The sequence below is a fragment of the Hymenobacter roseosalivarius DSM 11622 genome (genome assembly GCF_900176135.1).
Taxonomy (GTDB): Bacteria; Bacteroidota; Bacteroidia; order Cytophagales; family Hymenobacteraceae; genus Hymenobacter; species Hymenobacter roseosalivarius.
In genome coordinates this window covers 66,525-84,517 of the sequence record NZ_FWWW01000052.1, presented here as the reverse complement: position 1 = coordinate 84,517, position 17,993 = coordinate 66,525, and the positions used below count along the sequence as shown (strand labels likewise).

At 54.0% G+C, this 17,993-nt stretch carries 14 protein-coding genes and 1 tRNA gene; 4 read left to right on the top strand and 11 right to left on the bottom strand.

All coding sequences use genetic code 11. The features are described from left to right. Positions 1-53: 53 nt before the first annotated feature. The 10 genes from B9A24_RS06570 to asnB form a co-directional block, all read right to left on the bottom strand. Positions 54-953 carry an ABC transporter permease gene (locus B9A24_RS06570; protein WP_234997045.1) on the bottom strand — a complete coding sequence of 300 codons (900 nt, stop codon included), beginning with the start codon at positions 951-953 and terminating at the stop codon, positions 54-56. 93 nt (positions 954-1,046) lie between these two features. Continuing rightward, entirely contained in the window at positions 1,047-1,982 is a 936-nt protein-coding gene (locus B9A24_RS06565) for a GDP-L-fucose synthase family protein (protein WP_084444379.1), read from the bottom strand. A gap of 30 nt (positions 1,983-2,012) precedes the next feature. Further along, positions 2,013-3,128, bottom strand: a complete 1,116-nt coding sequence (gmd, locus tag B9A24_RS06560) for a GDP-mannose 4,6-dehydratase (protein WP_084444378.1) — start codon at positions 3,126-3,128, stop codon at positions 2,013-2,015. Between the two features lie 350 nt (positions 3,129-3,478). Next, positions 3,479-4,588 (bottom strand): DegT/DnrJ/EryC1/StrS family aminotransferase, encoded by a 1,110-nt coding sequence (locus B9A24_RS06550; RefSeq protein WP_084444376.1) that lies wholly within the window; start codon positions 4,586-4,588, stop codon positions 3,479-3,481. Positions 4,589-4,672: 84 nt separating this feature from the next. Continuing rightward, positions 4,673-5,617, bottom strand: a complete 945-nt coding sequence (locus B9A24_RS06545; RefSeq protein ID WP_084444375.1) for a glycosyltransferase family 2 protein — start codon at positions 5,615-5,617, stop codon at positions 4,673-4,675. A gap of 21 nt (positions 5,618-5,638) precedes the next feature. Next, positions 5,639-6,523 (bottom strand): GNAT family protein, encoded by an 885-nt coding sequence (locus tag B9A24_RS06540; protein WP_143434797.1) that lies wholly within the window; start codon positions 6,521-6,523, stop codon positions 5,639-5,641. 59 nt (positions 6,524-6,582) lie between these two features. Next, on the bottom strand, positions 6,583-6,987 hold the full coding sequence (locus tag B9A24_RS06535) for a sugar 3,4-ketoisomerase (RefSeq protein WP_084444373.1): 405 nt from the start codon (positions 6,985-6,987) through the stop codon (positions 6,583-6,585). Between the two features lie 10 nt (positions 6,988-6,997). Continuing rightward, positions 6,998-7,939 carry a UDP-glucuronic acid decarboxylase family protein gene (locus tag B9A24_RS06530; protein WP_084444372.1) on the bottom strand — a complete coding sequence of 314 codons (942 nt, stop codon included), beginning with the start codon at positions 7,937-7,939 and terminating at the stop codon, positions 6,998-7,000. Between the two features lie 42 nt (positions 7,940-7,981). After that, entirely contained in the window at positions 7,982-9,328 is a 1,347-nt protein-coding gene (locus B9A24_RS06525; RefSeq protein WP_084444371.1) for a UDP-glucose dehydrogenase family protein, read from the bottom strand. 68 nt (positions 9,329-9,396) lie between these two features. Further along, positions 9,397-11,304 carry an asparagine synthase (glutamine-hydrolyzing) gene (gene asnB / locus B9A24_RS06520; RefSeq protein ID WP_084444370.1) on the bottom strand — a complete coding sequence of 636 codons (1,908 nt, stop codon included), beginning with the start codon at positions 11,302-11,304 and terminating at the stop codon, positions 9,397-9,399. A 122-nt stretch (positions 11,305-11,426) separates the two neighbouring features. On the opposite strand from asnB, the gene B9A24_RS06515 reads away from it, so the two are divergent. Then, a complete protein-coding gene (locus B9A24_RS06515) occupies positions 11,427-11,927 on the top strand; it encodes an acyl-CoA-binding protein (RefSeq protein WP_084444369.1) in 501 nt (166 codons plus the stop codon). A 115-nt stretch (positions 11,928-12,042) separates the two neighbouring features. On the opposite strand, the gene B9A24_RS06510 is transcribed toward B9A24_RS06515, so the two are convergent. Continuing rightward, positions 12,043-13,464: an FAD-binding oxidoreductase gene (locus B9A24_RS06510; protein ID WP_084444368.1), complete on the bottom strand. Its 1,422-nt coding sequence runs from the start codon at positions 13,462-13,464 to the stop codon at positions 12,043-12,045. A gap of 100 nt (positions 13,465-13,564) precedes the next feature. On the opposite strand from B9A24_RS06510, the gene B9A24_RS06505 reads away from it, so the two are divergent. The 3 genes from B9A24_RS06505 to B9A24_RS06495 all read left to right on the top strand — a co-directional run bounded on the left by B9A24_RS06505 (position 13,565) and on the right by B9A24_RS06495 (position 17,971). Further along, positions 13,565-14,176, top strand: a complete 612-nt coding sequence (locus B9A24_RS06505; RefSeq protein ID WP_234997043.1) for a C40 family peptidase — start codon at positions 13,565-13,567, stop codon at positions 14,174-14,176. Between the two features lie 148 nt (positions 14,177-14,324). After that, entirely contained in the window at positions 14,325-17,729 is a 3,405-nt protein-coding gene (locus B9A24_RS06500) for a TonB-dependent receptor (RefSeq protein WP_084444367.1), read from the top strand. A 168-nt stretch (positions 17,730-17,897) separates the two neighbouring features. Beyond that, positions 17,898-17,971 (top strand) — tRNA-Ala (locus B9A24_RS06495). Positions 17,972-17,993 lie beyond the last annotated feature (22 nt).

Sequence of the window (17,993 nt, the reverse complement as noted above, 5' to 3'; positions counted from 1 at the left end):
CTAAAGTGCCGGAGCCAGATGATGCTCTGTGCCGGCGAGCTGTTATGAAGCGGCTATACGGTGTCCGTAAAACTCTTTTGAACCTTGTTGAAAACGATGGTTCCCACCATCAGGATGAGCAGAGTCATCAGGGCACTATACCCCAGCATACCCCAGCTGAAGGTGCCAGCCCCGAGAAAGGCGTAGCGAAACGTCTCAACAATGGAGCTGACGGGATTGGCAATAATCAGCCACTGGTATTTGGGGGAAAGGCTGGACAAGGGGTAGATAACCGGAGTAGCATACATCAGCAGCTGCACGCCGAAGGTGAGCAGCATGGCCAAATCGCGGTACTTAGTGGTCAGGGAGCTGAAAATCATCCCTAGCCCCAGGGAAAGCAACCCCATCAGGACCACCAGTAGCGGGGTGAGCAGGATAAAGGCATTGGGTCTTACTACCTCGGTTGTTACCAGAAAGTAGACCCAGAACATCAGAAACAGCGCAAACTGAATCCCAAAGCGCACCAGATTCGACAGCACAATGGATAAGGGCATAGTCAGACGGGGGAAGTAGACCTTGCCGAAAATGTGAGCGTTAGCCGTGAATACCGTGGAAGTACTGGTCAGGGTTTGGGCAAAGTAATTCCAGATGGTAATGCCCCCCATGTAGAACAGCAGCTGCGGCATACCATCGGTGGAGAGCTGTGCTATATTCCCAAAAATGACCACATACGTGAGGGTGGTAAGCAGAGGCTGAATAAAGAACCAGATAGGGCCTAGTATGGTCTGCTTATACGTCGACACAAAATCACGCCGCACGAATAGCATTACCAGGTCGCGATAGCGCCACACATCTGCCAGGCCCAGGTCCAGGAGGCCCGTGCGGGGCTGGATCACCTCGGTCCAGCTGTCCTCCTGGGCACTGCTTTCAGTGGATAGCTGCTCTGGTTTGGTTAGAACGTTTGTGGTATCCACACTAAGTGAGTTAATAAAAAATACGCCCGCAAGCAGCTACTTGCGGGCGCAAAGGTAAGCATACAAGGGGACAAAGCTTTCGCGGGAATTACGCTAGGCTATCGACGCCGGTTGAAACGCCTCCTGATAAACCGCCCGGATGCCTTCCGGCAGCGCTATTTTATACCGCCAGCCAGCCTGCGCCAGCTTCGATACGTCGAGCAGCTTGCGCGGGGTGCCATCGGGCTTGTCGGTGTTGAAACGGATGTTGCCTTTGTAACCAATGGTGTCGCGCACCAGCTCGACCAGCTCGCGGATGGTCAGGTCTTCGCCGGTGCCCACGTTCACGGGCTCACGGCCATCGTAGTGGCGCATGAGGTGCAGGCAGGCATCAGCTAGGTCATCGACGTGCAGAAACTCGCGGCGGGGCGTGCCGGTGCCCCACACCTCTACTTCCGGCGCGTTGCTTTCGTGGGCCTCGTGAAACTTGCGCAACAGAGCCGGTAGTACGTGGGAGTTCTGCAGGTCGTAGTTGTCGCCGGGGCCATAAAGGTTAGTGGGCATGGCGGAGATGAAGTTACTGCCGTGCTGGTCGCGGTAGGCTTCGCAGAGCTTGAGGCCGGCAATCTTGGCCAGGGCGTAGGGTTCATTGGTAGATTCCAGCGGACCGGTCAGCAGGTACTCTTCTTTAATGGGCTGGGGGGCTAATTTGGGGTAGATGCAGGAGGACCCCAGAAAGAGCAGCTTCTGTACGCGCTGCTCAAAGCTGGCGTGAATGACGTTGTTCTGAATCTGGAGATTGTCGTAGAGAAAATCAGCCCGGTAGACGTTATTGGCATGAATACCGCCCACTTTGGCCGCGGCCAGGAACACGTATTCCGGCTTTTCCTGGGCAAAAAAGCCCCCCACGGCTACGGTATCGCGCAAGTCGAGCTCCTGGGAGGTGCGCGTAACGATGTTGTGATAGCCGGCTTGCTGCAGGCGGCGCACTAAGGCGCTACCGACCATGCCCCGATGGCCGGCCACGTAAATTTTGGCGTTCAGTTCCATAACTATGTTACCGTTAGTAGCCCTAGTGGACTACTCGGCGTAATTTTTAAGAATGGTGTGGCCGCCTTCGCGCAGGTACTCATCGCGGCGCGAGCTTTCTACGTCACACTGCATCATTTCTTTTACCAGGCCTTGCAGGTCGTACTGCGGTACCCAGCCCAGTTTTTGCTTGGCTTTCGTGGGGTCGCCGATGAGCAGTTCTACTTCCGTTGGCCGGAAATACCGCTGATCGACCTGCACCACGACAGTACCGATGGCTACTTGGTAGTCGGGGTTATGACAGGCTACTACTTGGCCTTTTTCCTCAATTCCTTCGCCCTTAAAGGCTACCTCAATGCCTACTTCGGCAAACGCCAATCGCACAAATTCGCGCACGGTAGTCGTGATGCCGGTAGCAACGACAAAGTCTTCGGCTTTTTCCTGCTGAAGCATCCGCCACATAGCCTCCACGTAATCTTTGGCATGACCCCAGTCGCGCTTGGCGTCTAGGTTGCCCAGATAGAGGTTTTCCTGGAGGCCCAGTGCGATACGGGCTACGGCGCGCGTGATCTTGCGCGTCACGAAGGTCTCGCCGCGCAGGGGGCTTTCGTGGTTGAACAAGATGCCATTACAGGCATACATATCGTAGGCCTCGCGATAGTTAACCGTAATCCAATAGCCGTAGAGCTTGGCCACGGCGTAGGGCGAGCGGGGATAAAAAGGCGTGGTTTCCGACTGGGGCACCTGCTGCACCAAGCCGTACAGCTCCGAGGTCGAAGCCTGGTAAATGCGGGTCTTCTGGGTCAGCCCCAGGATGCGTACTGCTTCCAGCAGTCGCAGCGTGCCGATGCCATCCACATCTGCTGTGTACTCGGGCGTATCAAATGACACCTTCACATGCGACATCGCTCCCAGGTTGTAAATCTCATCCGGCTGCACCTCCTGCACGATGCGAATCAGGTTGGTCGAGTCGGTCAGGTCGCCGTAGTGCAGCTTGAAGTGAACGTGCCGCTCGTGTGGGTCCTGATAGAGGTGGTCAATACGCTCGGTATTAAACAGGGAAGAACGGCGTTTAATGCCGTGTACCTCATAGCCTTTGCTCAATAGCAGCTCAGCCAGATAGGCCCCATCCTGACCGGTGATACCAGTAATTAATGCACGCTTCATGTGTAGTAGATTTTGACGCAGACCTTGGTTAGTCAACAGTTTGATGCGATAGAGGAACCGCAAAAGTGCGGCCAGTTCGTTATTGCAGAGGCTGAGAGGGCAAAGTTAGGCGCGTTTTACTTTGTCTTTAGCGGAAAGGTTGCCCGCATACACTATATGATATTGGGTGATTTGCTTAGAGCTTATCAGGCGGGATTTACGCAATTAATGTTAAATATCATGAAATAAAGCAGTTGCTGAAGTGTCAAAGGCAGCTTAGGAAGCTTCAAGAAGCCCCAGGTGCTTTTGAAACGGTTTTACGGGTGCAATTGGGTAAGTCATGTCCGAATAGCCTGTTAACCAAGTGTAAGCTACACGCCCTCAAAAAAACCACCCACGGCAGCCGCTACTGCCGCTACCTCCTCTCCCTGCATTCCCGGCCACATAGGCAGGCTTAAGGAGGTGCGGGCCAGCGCCTCCGCGATGGGATACACGCCCTCGCGGATACCCAGGTGCTCATAAGCCTGCTGGCGGTGGGGAGGCACGGGATAATGAATCAGCGTGCCGATACCCTGCTCCTGCAGGTGCTGCTGGAGTGCGTCGCGGTGGGCAGTCCGGACTACGTATAGATGATAGACGTGCGTTGCCCCGCGGGCTACGGTGGGCAGCACGAGGTCACCCAGGCCGGCCAGGTGTTGATTATAGAGAGCGGCTATGGCCTGGCGTTGCTGCGTCCACTCCATCAGGTGTGGCAGCTTTACGCTGAGCACGGCGGCCTGCAACTCGTCGAGACGGGAATTATAGCCTATGACTTCATTGTAGTATTTTTTTTGAGATCCGTAATTACGCAGCGTGCGAATTTTGCCCCCCAGTGCGTCGTCATTTGTGGTTATAGCGCCTGCGTCACCGAGTGCGCCCAGATTTTTGCCGGGATAGAAGCTCGTGCCATTTACATCACCAAAGCTGCCCGTAACGCTTCTCTGCCAAGTAGCCCCCTGTGCTTGGGCATTATCCTCTACCACCCACAAACCATGACGTCGGGCTACTTCCATAATGGGGCCCATCTCGCAGGCCTGCCCATACAAGTGAACCGGCATTATGCCTTTCGTACGTGGGGTAATGGCGGCCTCTAACCGGGCTGGATCTATATTATAGGTTGCAGGATTTGGCTCTACAGGCACTGGAGTAGCACCAACAAATGAAATAGCCAGCCAGGTAGCGATGTAAGTGTTGCTGGGTACCAGTACTTCATCGCCAGGGCCAGCATTTAAGGCTACCAGCGACAAATGCAGCGCATCGAGACCGTTAGCGACACCAACACAGTGACGCACCTGGTTAAAGTCGGCATAGGCTGCCTCAAAGGCCTTTACCTGGTCGCCCAAAACGTACCACTGCTTATCATACACGGCAGCGATGGCGGCCAGTATTTGTTCCCGCAGGGGATCATGCTGGGGGGCAAAAGAGAGGAAGGGAACACGCATAGATTAGGCGAAAACTGCTTTTCTGACAAGTAATGATACCGCAGCGCTCAGCAATGGCAAGGCTGCTGACCTGACCCACGTCTTTTATTGCCCGGTAGTGGCGTCGTGCGTCTGCTTGACAACATACAAGGGCCGGCTACGGGAGGCATCAAGGCCGCGCCAGACGTATTCGCCGATGACGCCCAGCGCTATCATCTGAAAAGCGGACACGAACAGCACCACGACCATCAGCGTCGTCCAGCCGGTGGGACCCTGGGGGGCAAATATTTTCAGGGCGATGACGTACAGCCCGAAAAGAAGCGCGGCCAGGCCCAAAAGCAGGCCCACCACCGAGATAGCGCGAATGGGGAAATAGGAAAAAGAGAGCAGGGAGTCGATGAAGAGCTTAATTTTTTTCTGGAGGGTCCAGCGCGATTTGCCCACGGTACGCTTGCGGCGCACATACGGGATATTCACGTAGGGGTAGCCCAGCCACATCATCAGATAAAATACGTTGCTGTTGCGCTCGTGCATTTTCAGGACCTCATCGGCAACCTGCCGGTCAAAAAACACGAAGTCGAAGCCCCCGTCAGGAATATTGCTTAGCGCCAGGTGCTTCATCAGCCAGTGAAACGTCTCGGCGAAGGTTTTGGCCAGGCCGGTTTCCTCTCGGTCCTGCCGGTTGCCAATGACCAGCTTAAAGCCGTTGAGCCAGTGGGCGTACATCGGCACCATCAGCTCGGGGGGGTCCTGCATATCGGCGGTAATAACGGCCATGCAGTCGCCGGTAGCATGGGCCATGCCAGCCACGATGGCATTGTACGAACCCACATTGCTGACCAGCTCCACTACCCTGATCCGGTCGGGGTACTGCGCGCGGGCGGCAAGCAATGCCCGCAGCGTCTGGTCGCGCGAGCCATCGTCGACTAATACGTACTCAAACGCCACTTCAGCCGGAAAGCGGGCCTCATTGGCTACCAGCTCCCGTACGGTGATCGGGATGTTTTCCTCGTTGAAGTAGCAGGGAATAATAACGGAAAGCTTAGGCATCAGAGTGCGGGAAAAGGGCGGTCAGGTGGTGGCGGTCAGGTTGCCATGGCAAGCTAACACATGACTGCTACCCCCCAGCTGAAATCCCAGCTTTTCGCTGGTGCGAACGACGGCCCGGTTGGTGGCCTGCGTGGTCATCAGGACCGCCTGCGCGCCTCTTTCACGGGCCCTGTGCACGGTTTCGGACACCAATCGCACGTGCCAGCCCCGGTTCTCTGGCCCCACGGCGGTGAGCACGACCCTGGACAAGTCGACACCCAGCGCAGCGGAATCAGCGGGCAAGTCGCTGATAGCCAGAAAGGAGTCGAGGGGCAGGCCGGGCTCATTGGGCACCAGCACGGCGTCGCAATAGCCTTGCACCGCGGCACTGGCGTAGCGGGCCAGAAAAGCATCGGCCCGCGCCGCGCCAAACCAGGGGTCAGCGTGAAAGCGGTCGTACTCATTCCGAGCCGCGGCCGAGATTTGCGCCATATGGGCCGCTTCCTCCGGGCGGGCCAGGCGCACCGGATAGCGCGGCTGCCCGAAGGCCAGCAGGTTGTCGCGGTAGTAGAGCAGGCGCGTCTCCACGAGCCGCCAGCCGCTGGCCGTCAGGGTCTGGAGCAGCATGGTATCCTCGCATGGCACCTCGCTAAAGCAGTAGTACGCGCCTGTGGCCGCCAGCTGGCGCTGAAAGGAGCGCACGGCAGCCACCCGGTCGGCTGGGGGGCATTTCTCCGCAAAAAGCCCGGTAAACAAGCGGTAGGTAGGCGTGGCGAAGAAATCCGAATCCCAGGGCAGGGCCGCGTACAGCAGCTGCCCTGCCTCGTGGGTAAACACCACTTCATTCGCCGACCCGGTGCCGAAGCGCGCCGCTCTGCCCGCCCCGAACAGCTCCTGCTGGGGCTCAGTCGGAACTACCTTCCGCAAGAAATTATAAGGAGAATAGAAAGCCAGTGCTGCTGCTCGTTGCGCAAGCAGGGCGGAATCTACGCTTTCCATACCTCCCGAAACTGATCATACCGGCGAATGTAATCTTGCTCGTCATAGGGGTGAGAGGCAAAAACCAGCTGCACTGCCGAATGCGAGTATTGCATGGTGTGCCAGGTGCATGGTGGTACGTACAGGCCCACGTGTGGATCCTCCAAACGATGCACATTTACCGTACCATCGGGCATTTCCGTCGTGACGATGATGCGGCCGGCGGCCGCTACCAGCACCTGCTCCGTGAGGTGGTGCGCGTGCCGCCCCCGCACGATGCTCTCCGGCGTATAGTACGTCCAGAACGTGCGCTTTACCTCGAAGGGAATCGAGCGCAGCTCTTCGGTTACGGAAATAAACCCAATGGTAGAATCGCCCAGTTTAGGAAATTCTATGAGGTACGGTTGTGTCATGCAATAAGGCTCATACGCGGTCCTTGAAATACTCCAGCGTCCGGCGCAGGCCTTCGGCCCGGTCTACCTTGGGTTCCCAGCCCAGAATCTCCTTGGCCTTCGTGATGTCGGGCTTACGCTTCATGGGGTCATTTTCGGGCAGGGCCTGGTAGGTCGGCCGGAACTCGACGCCCGTCAGCTTCGCGATTTCCTCCCCAAACTCCTTGATGGTGATTTCCGACGGGTTGCCGATGTTTACCGGCAATGGGTAGTCGGAGAGCAGCAGGCGGTATATACCCTCCACCAGATCGTCGACGTAGCAGAAGGAGCGCGTCTGCGAGCCATCACCGAATACAGTCAGGTTTTCGCCGCGCAGGGCCTGGGATAGAAAGGCAGGCAGTACCCGGCCGTCGTTGAGGCGCATCCGGGGACCGTAGGTATTGAAGATCCGGATAATGCGCGTCTCCAGGCCGTGGTGGGTGTGGTAGGCCATCGTGATGGCTTCTTGGAAACGCTTGGCTTCATCGTAGCACCCACGGGGACCAACGGGGTTCACGTTGCCGAAGTACTCCTCGACCTGCGGATGCACTTTGGGGTCGCCGTATACCTCGGAGGTGCTGGCAATCAGGACCCGGGCACCCTTCACGCGCGCCAATCCCAACAGATTGTGGGTGCCCAGCGAGCCAACTTTCAGCGTCTGAATCGGAATTTTGAGGTAGTCGATGGGGGAAGCCGGCGAAGCAAAGTGCAGGATGTAATCCAGCTTGCCGGGCACAAAAACGAACTTCGATACGTCGGCGTGGTGAAACTCGAAATCTTCGCGGCCGAATAAATGCTCGATATTGTCCAGGCTGCCGGTAATCAGGTTGTCCATGGCAATGACATGGTAGCCCTCGGCCAGGAACCGGTCGCAGAGGTGGGAACCCAAAAAGCCGGCGCCGCCGGTAATAAGTATGCGTTTCTTGTCAGACATACGGGATGCTTGAGAATGCTTGGTTATGTATGTTGATGAGTGTTAGGCCTGAACTACTGGTTCCTTGTGGTCGGCGCGGATGCCAATGCAATGGTAAGTAAACCCTACCTCACTTAATTCCTTAGCATCATAAATATTACGACCATCGAATATGGCTTTCTGCTTCATCAGGCGGCCTAGGACTTCAAAATTTGGAGAGCGGAATTCAGGCCATTCCGTAACAATAAGCAATGCGTCAGCATCAATCAGAGCCTCGAATTGGTCCTTGGCATAGGTAATTCGGTCACCTAGTGTATGCTTTGCCTCCTTGATAGCAACCGGGTCGTAGGCCGATACCTTGCAGCCAGCTTCCAGCAAGCGCTCAATAATAACCAGTGATGGTGCCTCGCGCATATCGTCGGTTTTGGGCTTAAAGGAAAGACCCCAGATAGCCATCTTTTTACCTTGCAGATCGCCTGCAAAGTGCTTATTCACTTTGTCGAACAGCACTGACTTCTGCGCCTCGTTTACGTTCTCTACTGCCTTGAGCACCTGCATATCATAACCATTCTCGGCGGCTGTTTTGATGAGGGCTTTTACATCTTTGGGAAAGCAGGAGCCACCGTAGCCAATACCGGGATAGATAAACTTGGTACCAATGCGAGCATCGGAGCCAATACCTTGGCGAACCTTGTTCACGTCGGCACCCATTATCTCGCATAGATTAGCGATATCGTTCATGAACGATATCTTGGTCGCTAGCATGGAATTAGCGGCGTATTTCGTCATTTCAGCCGATGGGATATCCATAAAGATAATGGGATGACCATTAAGCAGGAAAGGCTTGTATAGCTTGGTCATCACCTCTTCGGCCCGCTCGGAGGCCACCCCCACTACAATCCGATCAGGCTTGAGGAAGTCATCGATGGCGGCACCTTCCTTCAGGAATTCCGGGTTGGAAGCGACGTCGAACTCAATGTCAACACCACGCTTTTCGAGCGCTTTCTCAATTTCAGCCCGCACTTTGGCAGCTGTACCAACGGGCACCGTGCTCTTTGTTACGATGACGCCATAGCTATTCATATGCTCACCGATGCCGCGAGCCACGGCCAGCACGTACTTCAAGTCAGCTGAGCCATCTTCGCCGGGGGGCGTTCCGACCGCGATAAAGGCCACATCGGCATCGTGGATTCCCTCGGCGAGATTAGTAGAAAATTGCAGGCGCCCCTTTTCTGCATTGCGCGACACCATCTCTTCCAGGCCAGGCTCATAAATGGGCAGGATACCTTGCTTGAGGTTGTCAATTTTTTTCTGGTCAATATCAATGCATGTAACATCAATACCAACTTCGGCGAAACAGGTACCCGTTACCAGACCGACGTAACCGGTGCCTACTACTGCAATTTTCATAAGGGATGAATAGGAAAGCGTAAGGAAAAGCTGAGTTTATATGCTGAGTAAGTACTGGGGGGCAAAAATTAGCCCATCATCCATTTTTTCCACCAATGCTGGAATACAATGAGTGCCCAGATACGAGCATGAACGTCGCCAGGGTTGCGAGAAAATAACTGTGTTTTGAGGGCTCGGACGGCTTCTACGTCAAAAACGCCCTGGGATTCAATAAAGCCGTCCGAAAGTAAGTCGTCGGTTATCAAAGGACGCAGCTCATTGCGGAACCACTTGAGTAAGGGCACCTCAAAGCCTTGTTTTGGGCGCTTGTAGAGTTCTTCGGGCAACATTGGGCGGAAGGCATCCTGCACAATGCGCTTTTTCATGCTCTCGTTGATCTTGCTCTCAACGGGCAGAGAGAAAGCAAAATTGACAACTTTATAATCCAGAAACGGCGTCCGCACTTCCAGCGAGTTCGCCATGCTCATCATGTCTACTTTGGTAAGCATATCGCCAGGCAATACCAGATTCATATCGGTAAGTAGCACTTCGTTTAGGTCGCCGTCAGCATGTAAATGCTGTAGAATATCACGTCGGCGCTTTTCAGCCAGTCTCTTTCCCACTTTACGCCGCGCCGCAGGGCTTAGCAAGTTACGGGCGTCGCGCTCACTTACGAAAGAAGCCCAATCCCAATAACGGTCTTTGGGGCCGCTGAGCATGCCGCGTGAGAAGCGTTGAAACTGGCGTATCCGATTGCCAAAAAACGAATTGCGCGATTTAGGAAGGATGTCCCAGAGCAGGTTCAGGCCCGTGACGGCTTCGGCCTTGAAGCCCCCGCGCCGCACCTGAAACTCGCCCATGTGCTTGTTGTAGCCGGCAAACAGCTCGTCGGCCCCATCGCCGGACAGAGCAACGGTTACTTTTTCGCGGGTGCGCTTGCTCAGAATGTAGACTGCCAGGGCCGACGAATCGGCAAAGGGTTCGTCGATATACTCTAATACGTCGAAGATATGATCATACAGATCCTGATTAGTAAGGGAGAAGACCGTATGATTGGTCTGGTGCATTTTAGCTACCAGATTGGCGTATTTAGTTTCGTCGAAAAAAGGTTCGTCCCGAAAGCCTATGCTGAAGGTATTCAGGTGGGGTGTGTGCCGGGCAGCCAGGGCGGTAATGGCGGAAGAGTCGATACCACCGCTCAGAAAGGAGCCTAGTGGCACGTCAGCCACCAGGCGACGAGCGACGGCCTCGTCCATTAGCTCCACTAGCTTTTTCTGTTGTTGCTCGTAGCTAAGCTTATTCTTTTGTGTCTTTTTAGGATCGTAGGGAATACGATACCACGCCTTGCCCACTACCTTCCGACCTTTTATATATAGGTAGTGGCCGGGCAATACTTTTTTAACCCCTTTGAAGATGGTGGCCGGACCGGGAATATAGTTGAGTTGCAGATAATGGCTCAATGCTACATAGTCCATCTTGCGCGGAACGCCCAAAGTCAGTAACGACTTCATTTCGGAGGCAAAAAAGAGTTTATCCTCGTCGCGGTACACGAGCAAAGGCTTTACCCCCATCCGGTCGCGGGCAATAAACAGCGAGTTTTCCTCTTTATCGTAAATAGCCAGGGCGAAGAAGCCATTGAGCTTTTTCAAGCAGCTGCGCCCTTCGGTAATGTAGAGACGCAGAATAGCTTCTGTGTCCGTCTGGGAATGAAACTGGTGGCCTTTGCGCATAAGACGCTGGCGCAGCTCCCGAAAGTTGAAGATCTCGCCGTTGAAGACAATCGTGTAGCGACCCGACTCGTCGGTCATGGGCTGGTTGCCATCGCAGGAAAGATCGAGAATGGCCAGCCGGCGGAAGCCCAGTCCTACGTTATCGTACACGTAGTGCCCCTGCGAGTCGGGCCCGCGGCTGATAATAGCATCGGTTGAAGCCGGCAACGCGGCCAGCGAATTGCGGCCAGCGTCGGAGAAAGCGAATATTCCAGTAATTCCACACATAATAGGCGGGCAAAAGTACGAACTATCAGGACGTGTGCCCAAAAAAGTAGCCGCCTGCGTCCGCAACCAAAGCCGTGCCACGGTAGTACATAGCGTAACTTTCTTCCCCAGACATTCTTGCCATGAACCTTCAGCAGCAAATGGACTTACAGCAACAATTTGAAGCCGCCATCTCCCGCGTAGATAATCTTCCGGGTGATCAGGCTGCCGCGCACATGACCGAACTCTATGGCCTGTATAAACAAGCAACTGAGGGTGACCACGATACCAAAGGCGAAGTAGTTGGCGACGATAGTCCCGACAATCCTAGCGGCACGCCGGGCATGTCGCAGGCTCAGTGGGATTCCTGGAGCAAATTTAAAGGCGTAAGTGAGGACGACGCAAAGCGCCAGTACATTGAAAAGGTAACCGAGATTGCCGGACCCGTTGGGGAGGAACCTACTGTTATAACTGGTGCGGGTCAGCCAGCAGTCGGCTCCCAAGTAAACCCCGAGAACACGACTACCTCTCAACAGCCTGGTACCGGACCCGGTGTTTCTACCGGCGGCCTGCGCGGCGACATCACGGCTGGTTCACCGTATGGTGGCGAGGATAAGCTGAAGGGTGACCAAGAGGCTATTTAAAGACTTGGTTTCAACAAATGAGCTTTGTGCTGACTTACTCTACCCTAAGCCTCAATCCATCAAAAAGCCCCCCAGACCAGGTCTGGGGGGCTTTTTGATGGACCGTATATTCGATTTAAAAAATCTTACCTGGATTCATAATACCATGTGGGTCGAAAACAGTTTTTATACCGCGCATCAAGTTCAATTGCACCTCCCCTAGCGCAATGCCGATGTAGGGTTTTTGCACCAGCCCAATGCCGTGCTCACCAGAGATGGTGCCACCCAGTTTCACACAAAGCTGAAATATCTCCCGAATAGCCTTCGGTAATTCGTCGTGCCACATTGTGTCATCCAAGTTCCCGCGAATAATGTTGACGTGCAGGTTACCGTCGCCGGCGTGGCCATAGCACACGGAGGTAAAACCATAGCGACGACCAATTTCCTTTACTCCTTTTAATAGGGTCGGCAATTCGGCGCGGGGAACTACGGTATCCTCCTCCTTATACACGGAGTTGTAACGCACGGCATTACCCACATTGCGGCGTATTTTCCACAGCTCATCTTTCTGGGTAGCAGTGTCAGCGAGCAGTATTTCGCCGATGTCATATTTCTCTAATACGCCATACACCAGCTCAGCATCTTTATACAACTGCTCCAGCTCATTGCCATCCAACTCGATAAGTAAGTGAGCTGTGATGTCGGGGGGCAAATTCAACGGGATACTCAAGTAGTGCGCCGACCACTCGATGGCCTCGCGCTCCATAAACTCCATTCCGGAAGGCACGATGCCAGCCCGGAATATCTCTGAAACAGCCGCCGCCGCCTGCGTCTGGTCGCGGAAGGGCACCAGCAATACAATGTCCTGCTTCGGATGGGGTATCAGGCGAAATACGATGCGTGTAATGATGCCCAGTGTACCTTCTGAGCCGACCATCAGCTGGGTCAGGTTGTAGCCAGTAGCGTTTTTGAGCACGTTGGCCCCCGTCCAGATAATGTCGCCGGTGGGCAGCACAACCTGCAGATTGAGGACATAGTCTTTGGTTACGCCATATTTAACAGCCTTTGGTCCGCCGCTGCTTTGGCTCAAATTGCCCCCCAGAAAGCAGCTGCCCTTGCTGGCTGGGTCGGGCGGATAGAACAGCCCTTTCGCTTGTACAGCTTCCTGAAATACCTGGTTGATAACGCCCGGCTCGACAGTCGCCTGCAGGTTGCGCTCGTCAATTTCAATAATTTTATTGAAGCGCTCGGTGCTTAGTACCACACCATGATGCACAGGCAAAGCGCCCCCACTCAGGCCCGTGCCGGCCCCCCTGGGCGTGACAGGTATGCGGTGCTGGTGGCATAATCGCACAATCTGACTTATCTCCTCAACGTTAGCAGGGCGTAAAACAACGTCAGGGGCGAAATGCAGGTCCTCCGTGTGGTCGCGGCCATAGTCGGCGTAGGCATCGGCGGTAGCAGCCACTTCAGCGCGTTGAGCCGTGAGAAGGTGCGAGGGGCCCACGATGGCCTCAAAAGCCACCAGTAATTCGGGGGTGAGCGGTTGAAAATTCATCGAAATTTGAAAGCAAATGACTGATTCGCGTATCTTTGAGCTAATGCAGAAACACCCTACGAAGGTACATGTTTCGAGACAGTATAGCCGCCAGGTAGCTATGCTGCTACTAATAACGCTGGCTTGGCTAGCCAGTTGCGGTGGCGCAAAAAAAGTAAACTATCGCGATGGGCGCTACCACTCAGCCCGTGAGATGGCCCGCATCAAAGCGGAAGAAAGACGAAGAGGGGGCTCCAAAACCAAGGGCAAATACGCATCGTCACGAGGGAAAACCAAGATAGTAGCCAAGCGCGGCAGACGGCGTAAACTACCCGCTAACATAAGTCGTGAGCTGGCTACAGTTGTTCAAACGGCTCGCTCTTACGAGGGCACTCCTTATAAGTGGGGCGGCGCCACTCGCCTCGGCATGGACTGCTCAGGCCTGCTCGCTACTTCGTTTAGTGCTATTAACGTTGATATTCCGCGCTCTTCCAACGAGCAGGCCGAATGGGGAACCCCCGTTCGCCCCCAAGAGCTCCAAGTCGGCGACCTGGTTTTCTTTGGTGCTTCGCCGGGCAGCAATCGCATCACGCACGTAGGCATGGTCACGGAAGCTACCGCCGAAAGTGTACAGTTTATCCACGCTTCCAGCTCTTTAGGAGTCACTGAGAACAGTTTGGATACTGATTATTACCTCAGTAGATTTATTAAGGCTGTGCGACCTAAATTGTGAGATTGCCTTTTACCTTTGCGGCCGCAAATTGGACCTATTAACTTTTGTTAGAATAGTTAATGATTCGATAATGCATAGCTAGAAAGTCATCAGTACTTTTGCAGCGCCGTCGTCTGGCTTCTTCTTTTTTTCACCTTTTTTCCTCTTTATGAAACAGTTACGTTTACGCTACTTGCTGTTGTTGCTGCTGTTAAGCGTTTGCACAGCGCGGCTGGGTTGGGCGCAGGGCGTTACCACGGCAGCCATGACCGGTATTATTACCGACCAGACTGGCGCCGGGCTACCAGGGGCTACGGTAATTGCCGTTCACACCCCCACCAATACGCAGTACGTAGCGCCTACCAACGCAGAAGGACGCTTTAATCTGCAGAACATGCGCGTAGGTGGGCCTTACAACGTGCGTATTACGTTTATTGGCTACCAAGAGGCTGTACGGAATAACATCACTCTGACCCTAGGCCAGGTGTTGCGCCTGGACGTGAACCTGAGCGAGGCTACTACCCAACTGGCTGGTGTGGTTGTTACGGGGGAAGATTCCCGCTCCGTGCTCAGCGCCGGCCGGGCTGGCTCTACCACCAACGTAAGCACTCAGGAAATTGAGCGCCTGCCCACGATCAGCCGAAGCCTGAACGACTTCACCCGTTTGACGCCGCAGGCCTCGTCTACCTCTACCGGCTCTATTGGTGGTGGCAACTTCCGTCAGAACAACATTACTATCGACGGATCCGATTTCAACAACAACTTCGGTATCGGCGGCAACCTGCCGGCTGGCGGTAACCCCATCTCCCTAGATGCCGTGCAGGAGATTACGGTAAACGTTACTCCTTTCGATGTACGCCAGTCGGGTTTTATTGGTAGCGCCGTTAACGCCGTAACCCGTTCCGGCACCAACGATTTTTCCGGTTCGGTTTATAGCTACTGGAGAGGTGACAAACAGCAGGGAAATAAAGTAGGTGATGAAACTTTCCCAAAACAGACGCTGGATGAAAACCAGTATGGCTTTCGCTTAGGTGGTCCGATCATTAAAGACAAGCTGTTCTTTTTTGTGAATGCTGAGCAAAGAAAAGCCACCACTCCTGGACAGCAAAACTTGGCTTCTACCGACGCGCTGCCGTTCGGCGGGCCTAACAGCCCTTCTAATATTGTACGGCCTAGAGCTGAGTTTCTAGATGAGGTCAGCACTTACCTGCGCGACACCTATAACTACGAAACCGGCGGCTACGGAGCCTATCCCTTTGAGAGAAATCGTACGACGATGCTGGGCCGTCTGGACTGGAATATCAGCACCAATCACCGCGTTAGCGTTCGCTACAACCAGGTAGAAAGCAAAGACCCAATCTCAGTTAGCACCTCGCGCAGTCCGCTAACCGCTTTCCCAAATGCCCGTACGAGTAACTTCGCTCTTCCTTTCAAGAATTCGAACTACTACCAGGAGGCTAATTTCTACTCGCTGGCCGCTGAGGTGAACTCTACCTTCGCGAGTAAGTTCTTTAATACCTTGCGAGCCACCTACACCAAGCAGAACGACCCACGCAGCTCCGACAGTGCGCCGTTTCCGTTCGTTGATATTCTGGATGGCAGCGTTAACCCAACTACCGGTGCTGTCACTGCTGGCGTAAATCCAATCACTTCGTTTGGCTACGAGCCCTTCACGTTTGGTAACCTGCGCGAGGTAGAAACCTATTCGGTTGTCGACTTTACCAACTTCACACTGGGCATTCATAACCTCACGGCTGGTTTGCAATTTGACTTGCAGAATACCAAAAACGGCTTCCAGCGTTTTGCTACCAGCTACTACACGTTCAACTCGTGGGATGAATTTAAAAGTGGAGCAAAGCCTCGTGATTTTGCCCTCACGTATTCGCTCCTGCCCGGTTTTGAGCAAGCTTTTCCTCGCTTCAAAACAGCCCAGGGCTCAGTATATGCTCAGGACGAAATCAATGTTAATGATAAGCTGCGGGTAACCGCCGGTTTGCGGGCTGAACTGAATGCCTACTTGGATGTACAAGAGATTCAAACGCACCCGATAGTAGCAAATCTTTCATTTGCTAACGGCGAACAAATCGACACTGGCGTACTGCCCAAGAACCGGGTGTTGTTGTCGCCGCGCTTAGGCTTCAACTACGATGTGAAGGGTGACCGCACGCTGCAAGTGCGTGGTGGTAGCGGCATCTTCGCTGGCCGTGTTCCCACCGTGTGGATTGTATCTCAGTCCGGTGATGCTGGTTTGATTCAGTTCACTACCACTTCATCAGGTGCCAGCACTCCTGGTCCGTTCAATCCAGATCCAGCCGCTTACCGTCCGGATACGCCTCCAGTTGCCGGCACCCAAGTTCCCGGTACGCTCAGCGCAACTGATCGCAATTTCAAAAACCCACAGACCTGGAAGAGTAGCTTAGCTGTTGATGCTCAATTGCCTTTCGGTATCGTAGGAAGCTTGGAAGGTATCTACAACAAAGACCTAACAATAGCCCTGGGTCGCAACCCTAACCTGGTAGAAGCCCAGCCACTGAACGTTGCTGGCTACCCAGACAGCCGCCCGATTTATCCAAGTACCGTTTTTAACAGGTTTATTAATCCGCTGACGCCGGCTAACGCTCCTACTAATGCTACCAGCCCTGGTCCTAACCAGCCGGTGGCTACTGGCGACACAAGAGGCACCCAGGCTTTCAACACAGTTGTTCTCGACAACGCCCATAAAGGTTACTACTGGTCGGTGGCCGGTAAGCTGGACAAGCGCTTCGACAACGGCCTGTTTGCTTCGGTAGCTTATGTACGCAGCGCCGCCGAGGTTCTGTTTGATGGTGGCGGCGACCAGCTGCTGAACACTTGGTCAGGTACTCAAATCGTTAACAACTCGAACAGCCCAGAGCTTAGCTACGCTAACTACGTAGTACCAGATCGGGTAATTGCTTCGCTATCTTACCGCAAGGAGTATTTCGGGCACTTAGGTACTCAGATTTCGTTATTCTATGAGGGTTCCAGACAAGGTCGCTTCTCTTATGTGTACGGCGGTGATTTTAACCGTGACGGACAGAATAACGACCTGATTTATGTGCCAGCCAATGGGTCGGAAATTGACTTCACCGATTTCAACTATGGCACAACTGCTGCGCCTAACGTCGTTAGCGGAGCTCGTCAGAAAGACTTGTTCTTCCAGTATATCGAGCAGGATGATTACCTGCGGAACCGTAAAGGTCAGTATGCTGAGCGCAATGGTGCTCTGCAGCCATGGCGTCATCAGGTAGACGTGAAGCTTGCTCAGGATATTTTCCTGAACCTAGGCGAGAAGCGCAATACCCTACAGTTTACACTTGATATCTTCAATGCTGGCAACCTGCTCAACGAGAACTGGGGTATCATACGTTCGATCAACAACGCATCCGTCCTGGTGCCAACGAACACGGCTGCTCTTACCCCAGGTGGAACAACCCGCCCAACTTTCCGTCTTGCCACGGACCGCGGCCAGCCTATCACTTCTACTTTCAGAAATAATAACGCCTTGGCTTCGACTTACTACATGCAGTTTGGCTTGCGCTACATCTTCAACTAAGCCAAGCGATTACTTCATTTGAAAAGCGGTCGGGGAAATTCTCCGGCCGCTTTTTTGGGTATTAGAAGAAAAGATTTTGCCAAAAAAAGCCCCCTAGCCTTGCAGAATCCGAATCGCGCCGTACTTTTGTCCCACCAAACACGAAAGGTGAATGGTAAAATACAACATGGGGGATTAGCTCAGCTGGCTAGAGCGCTTGCATGGCATGCAAGAGGTCATCGGTTCGACTCCGATATTCTCCACTTATTCGAAAGGCCCGGCTTA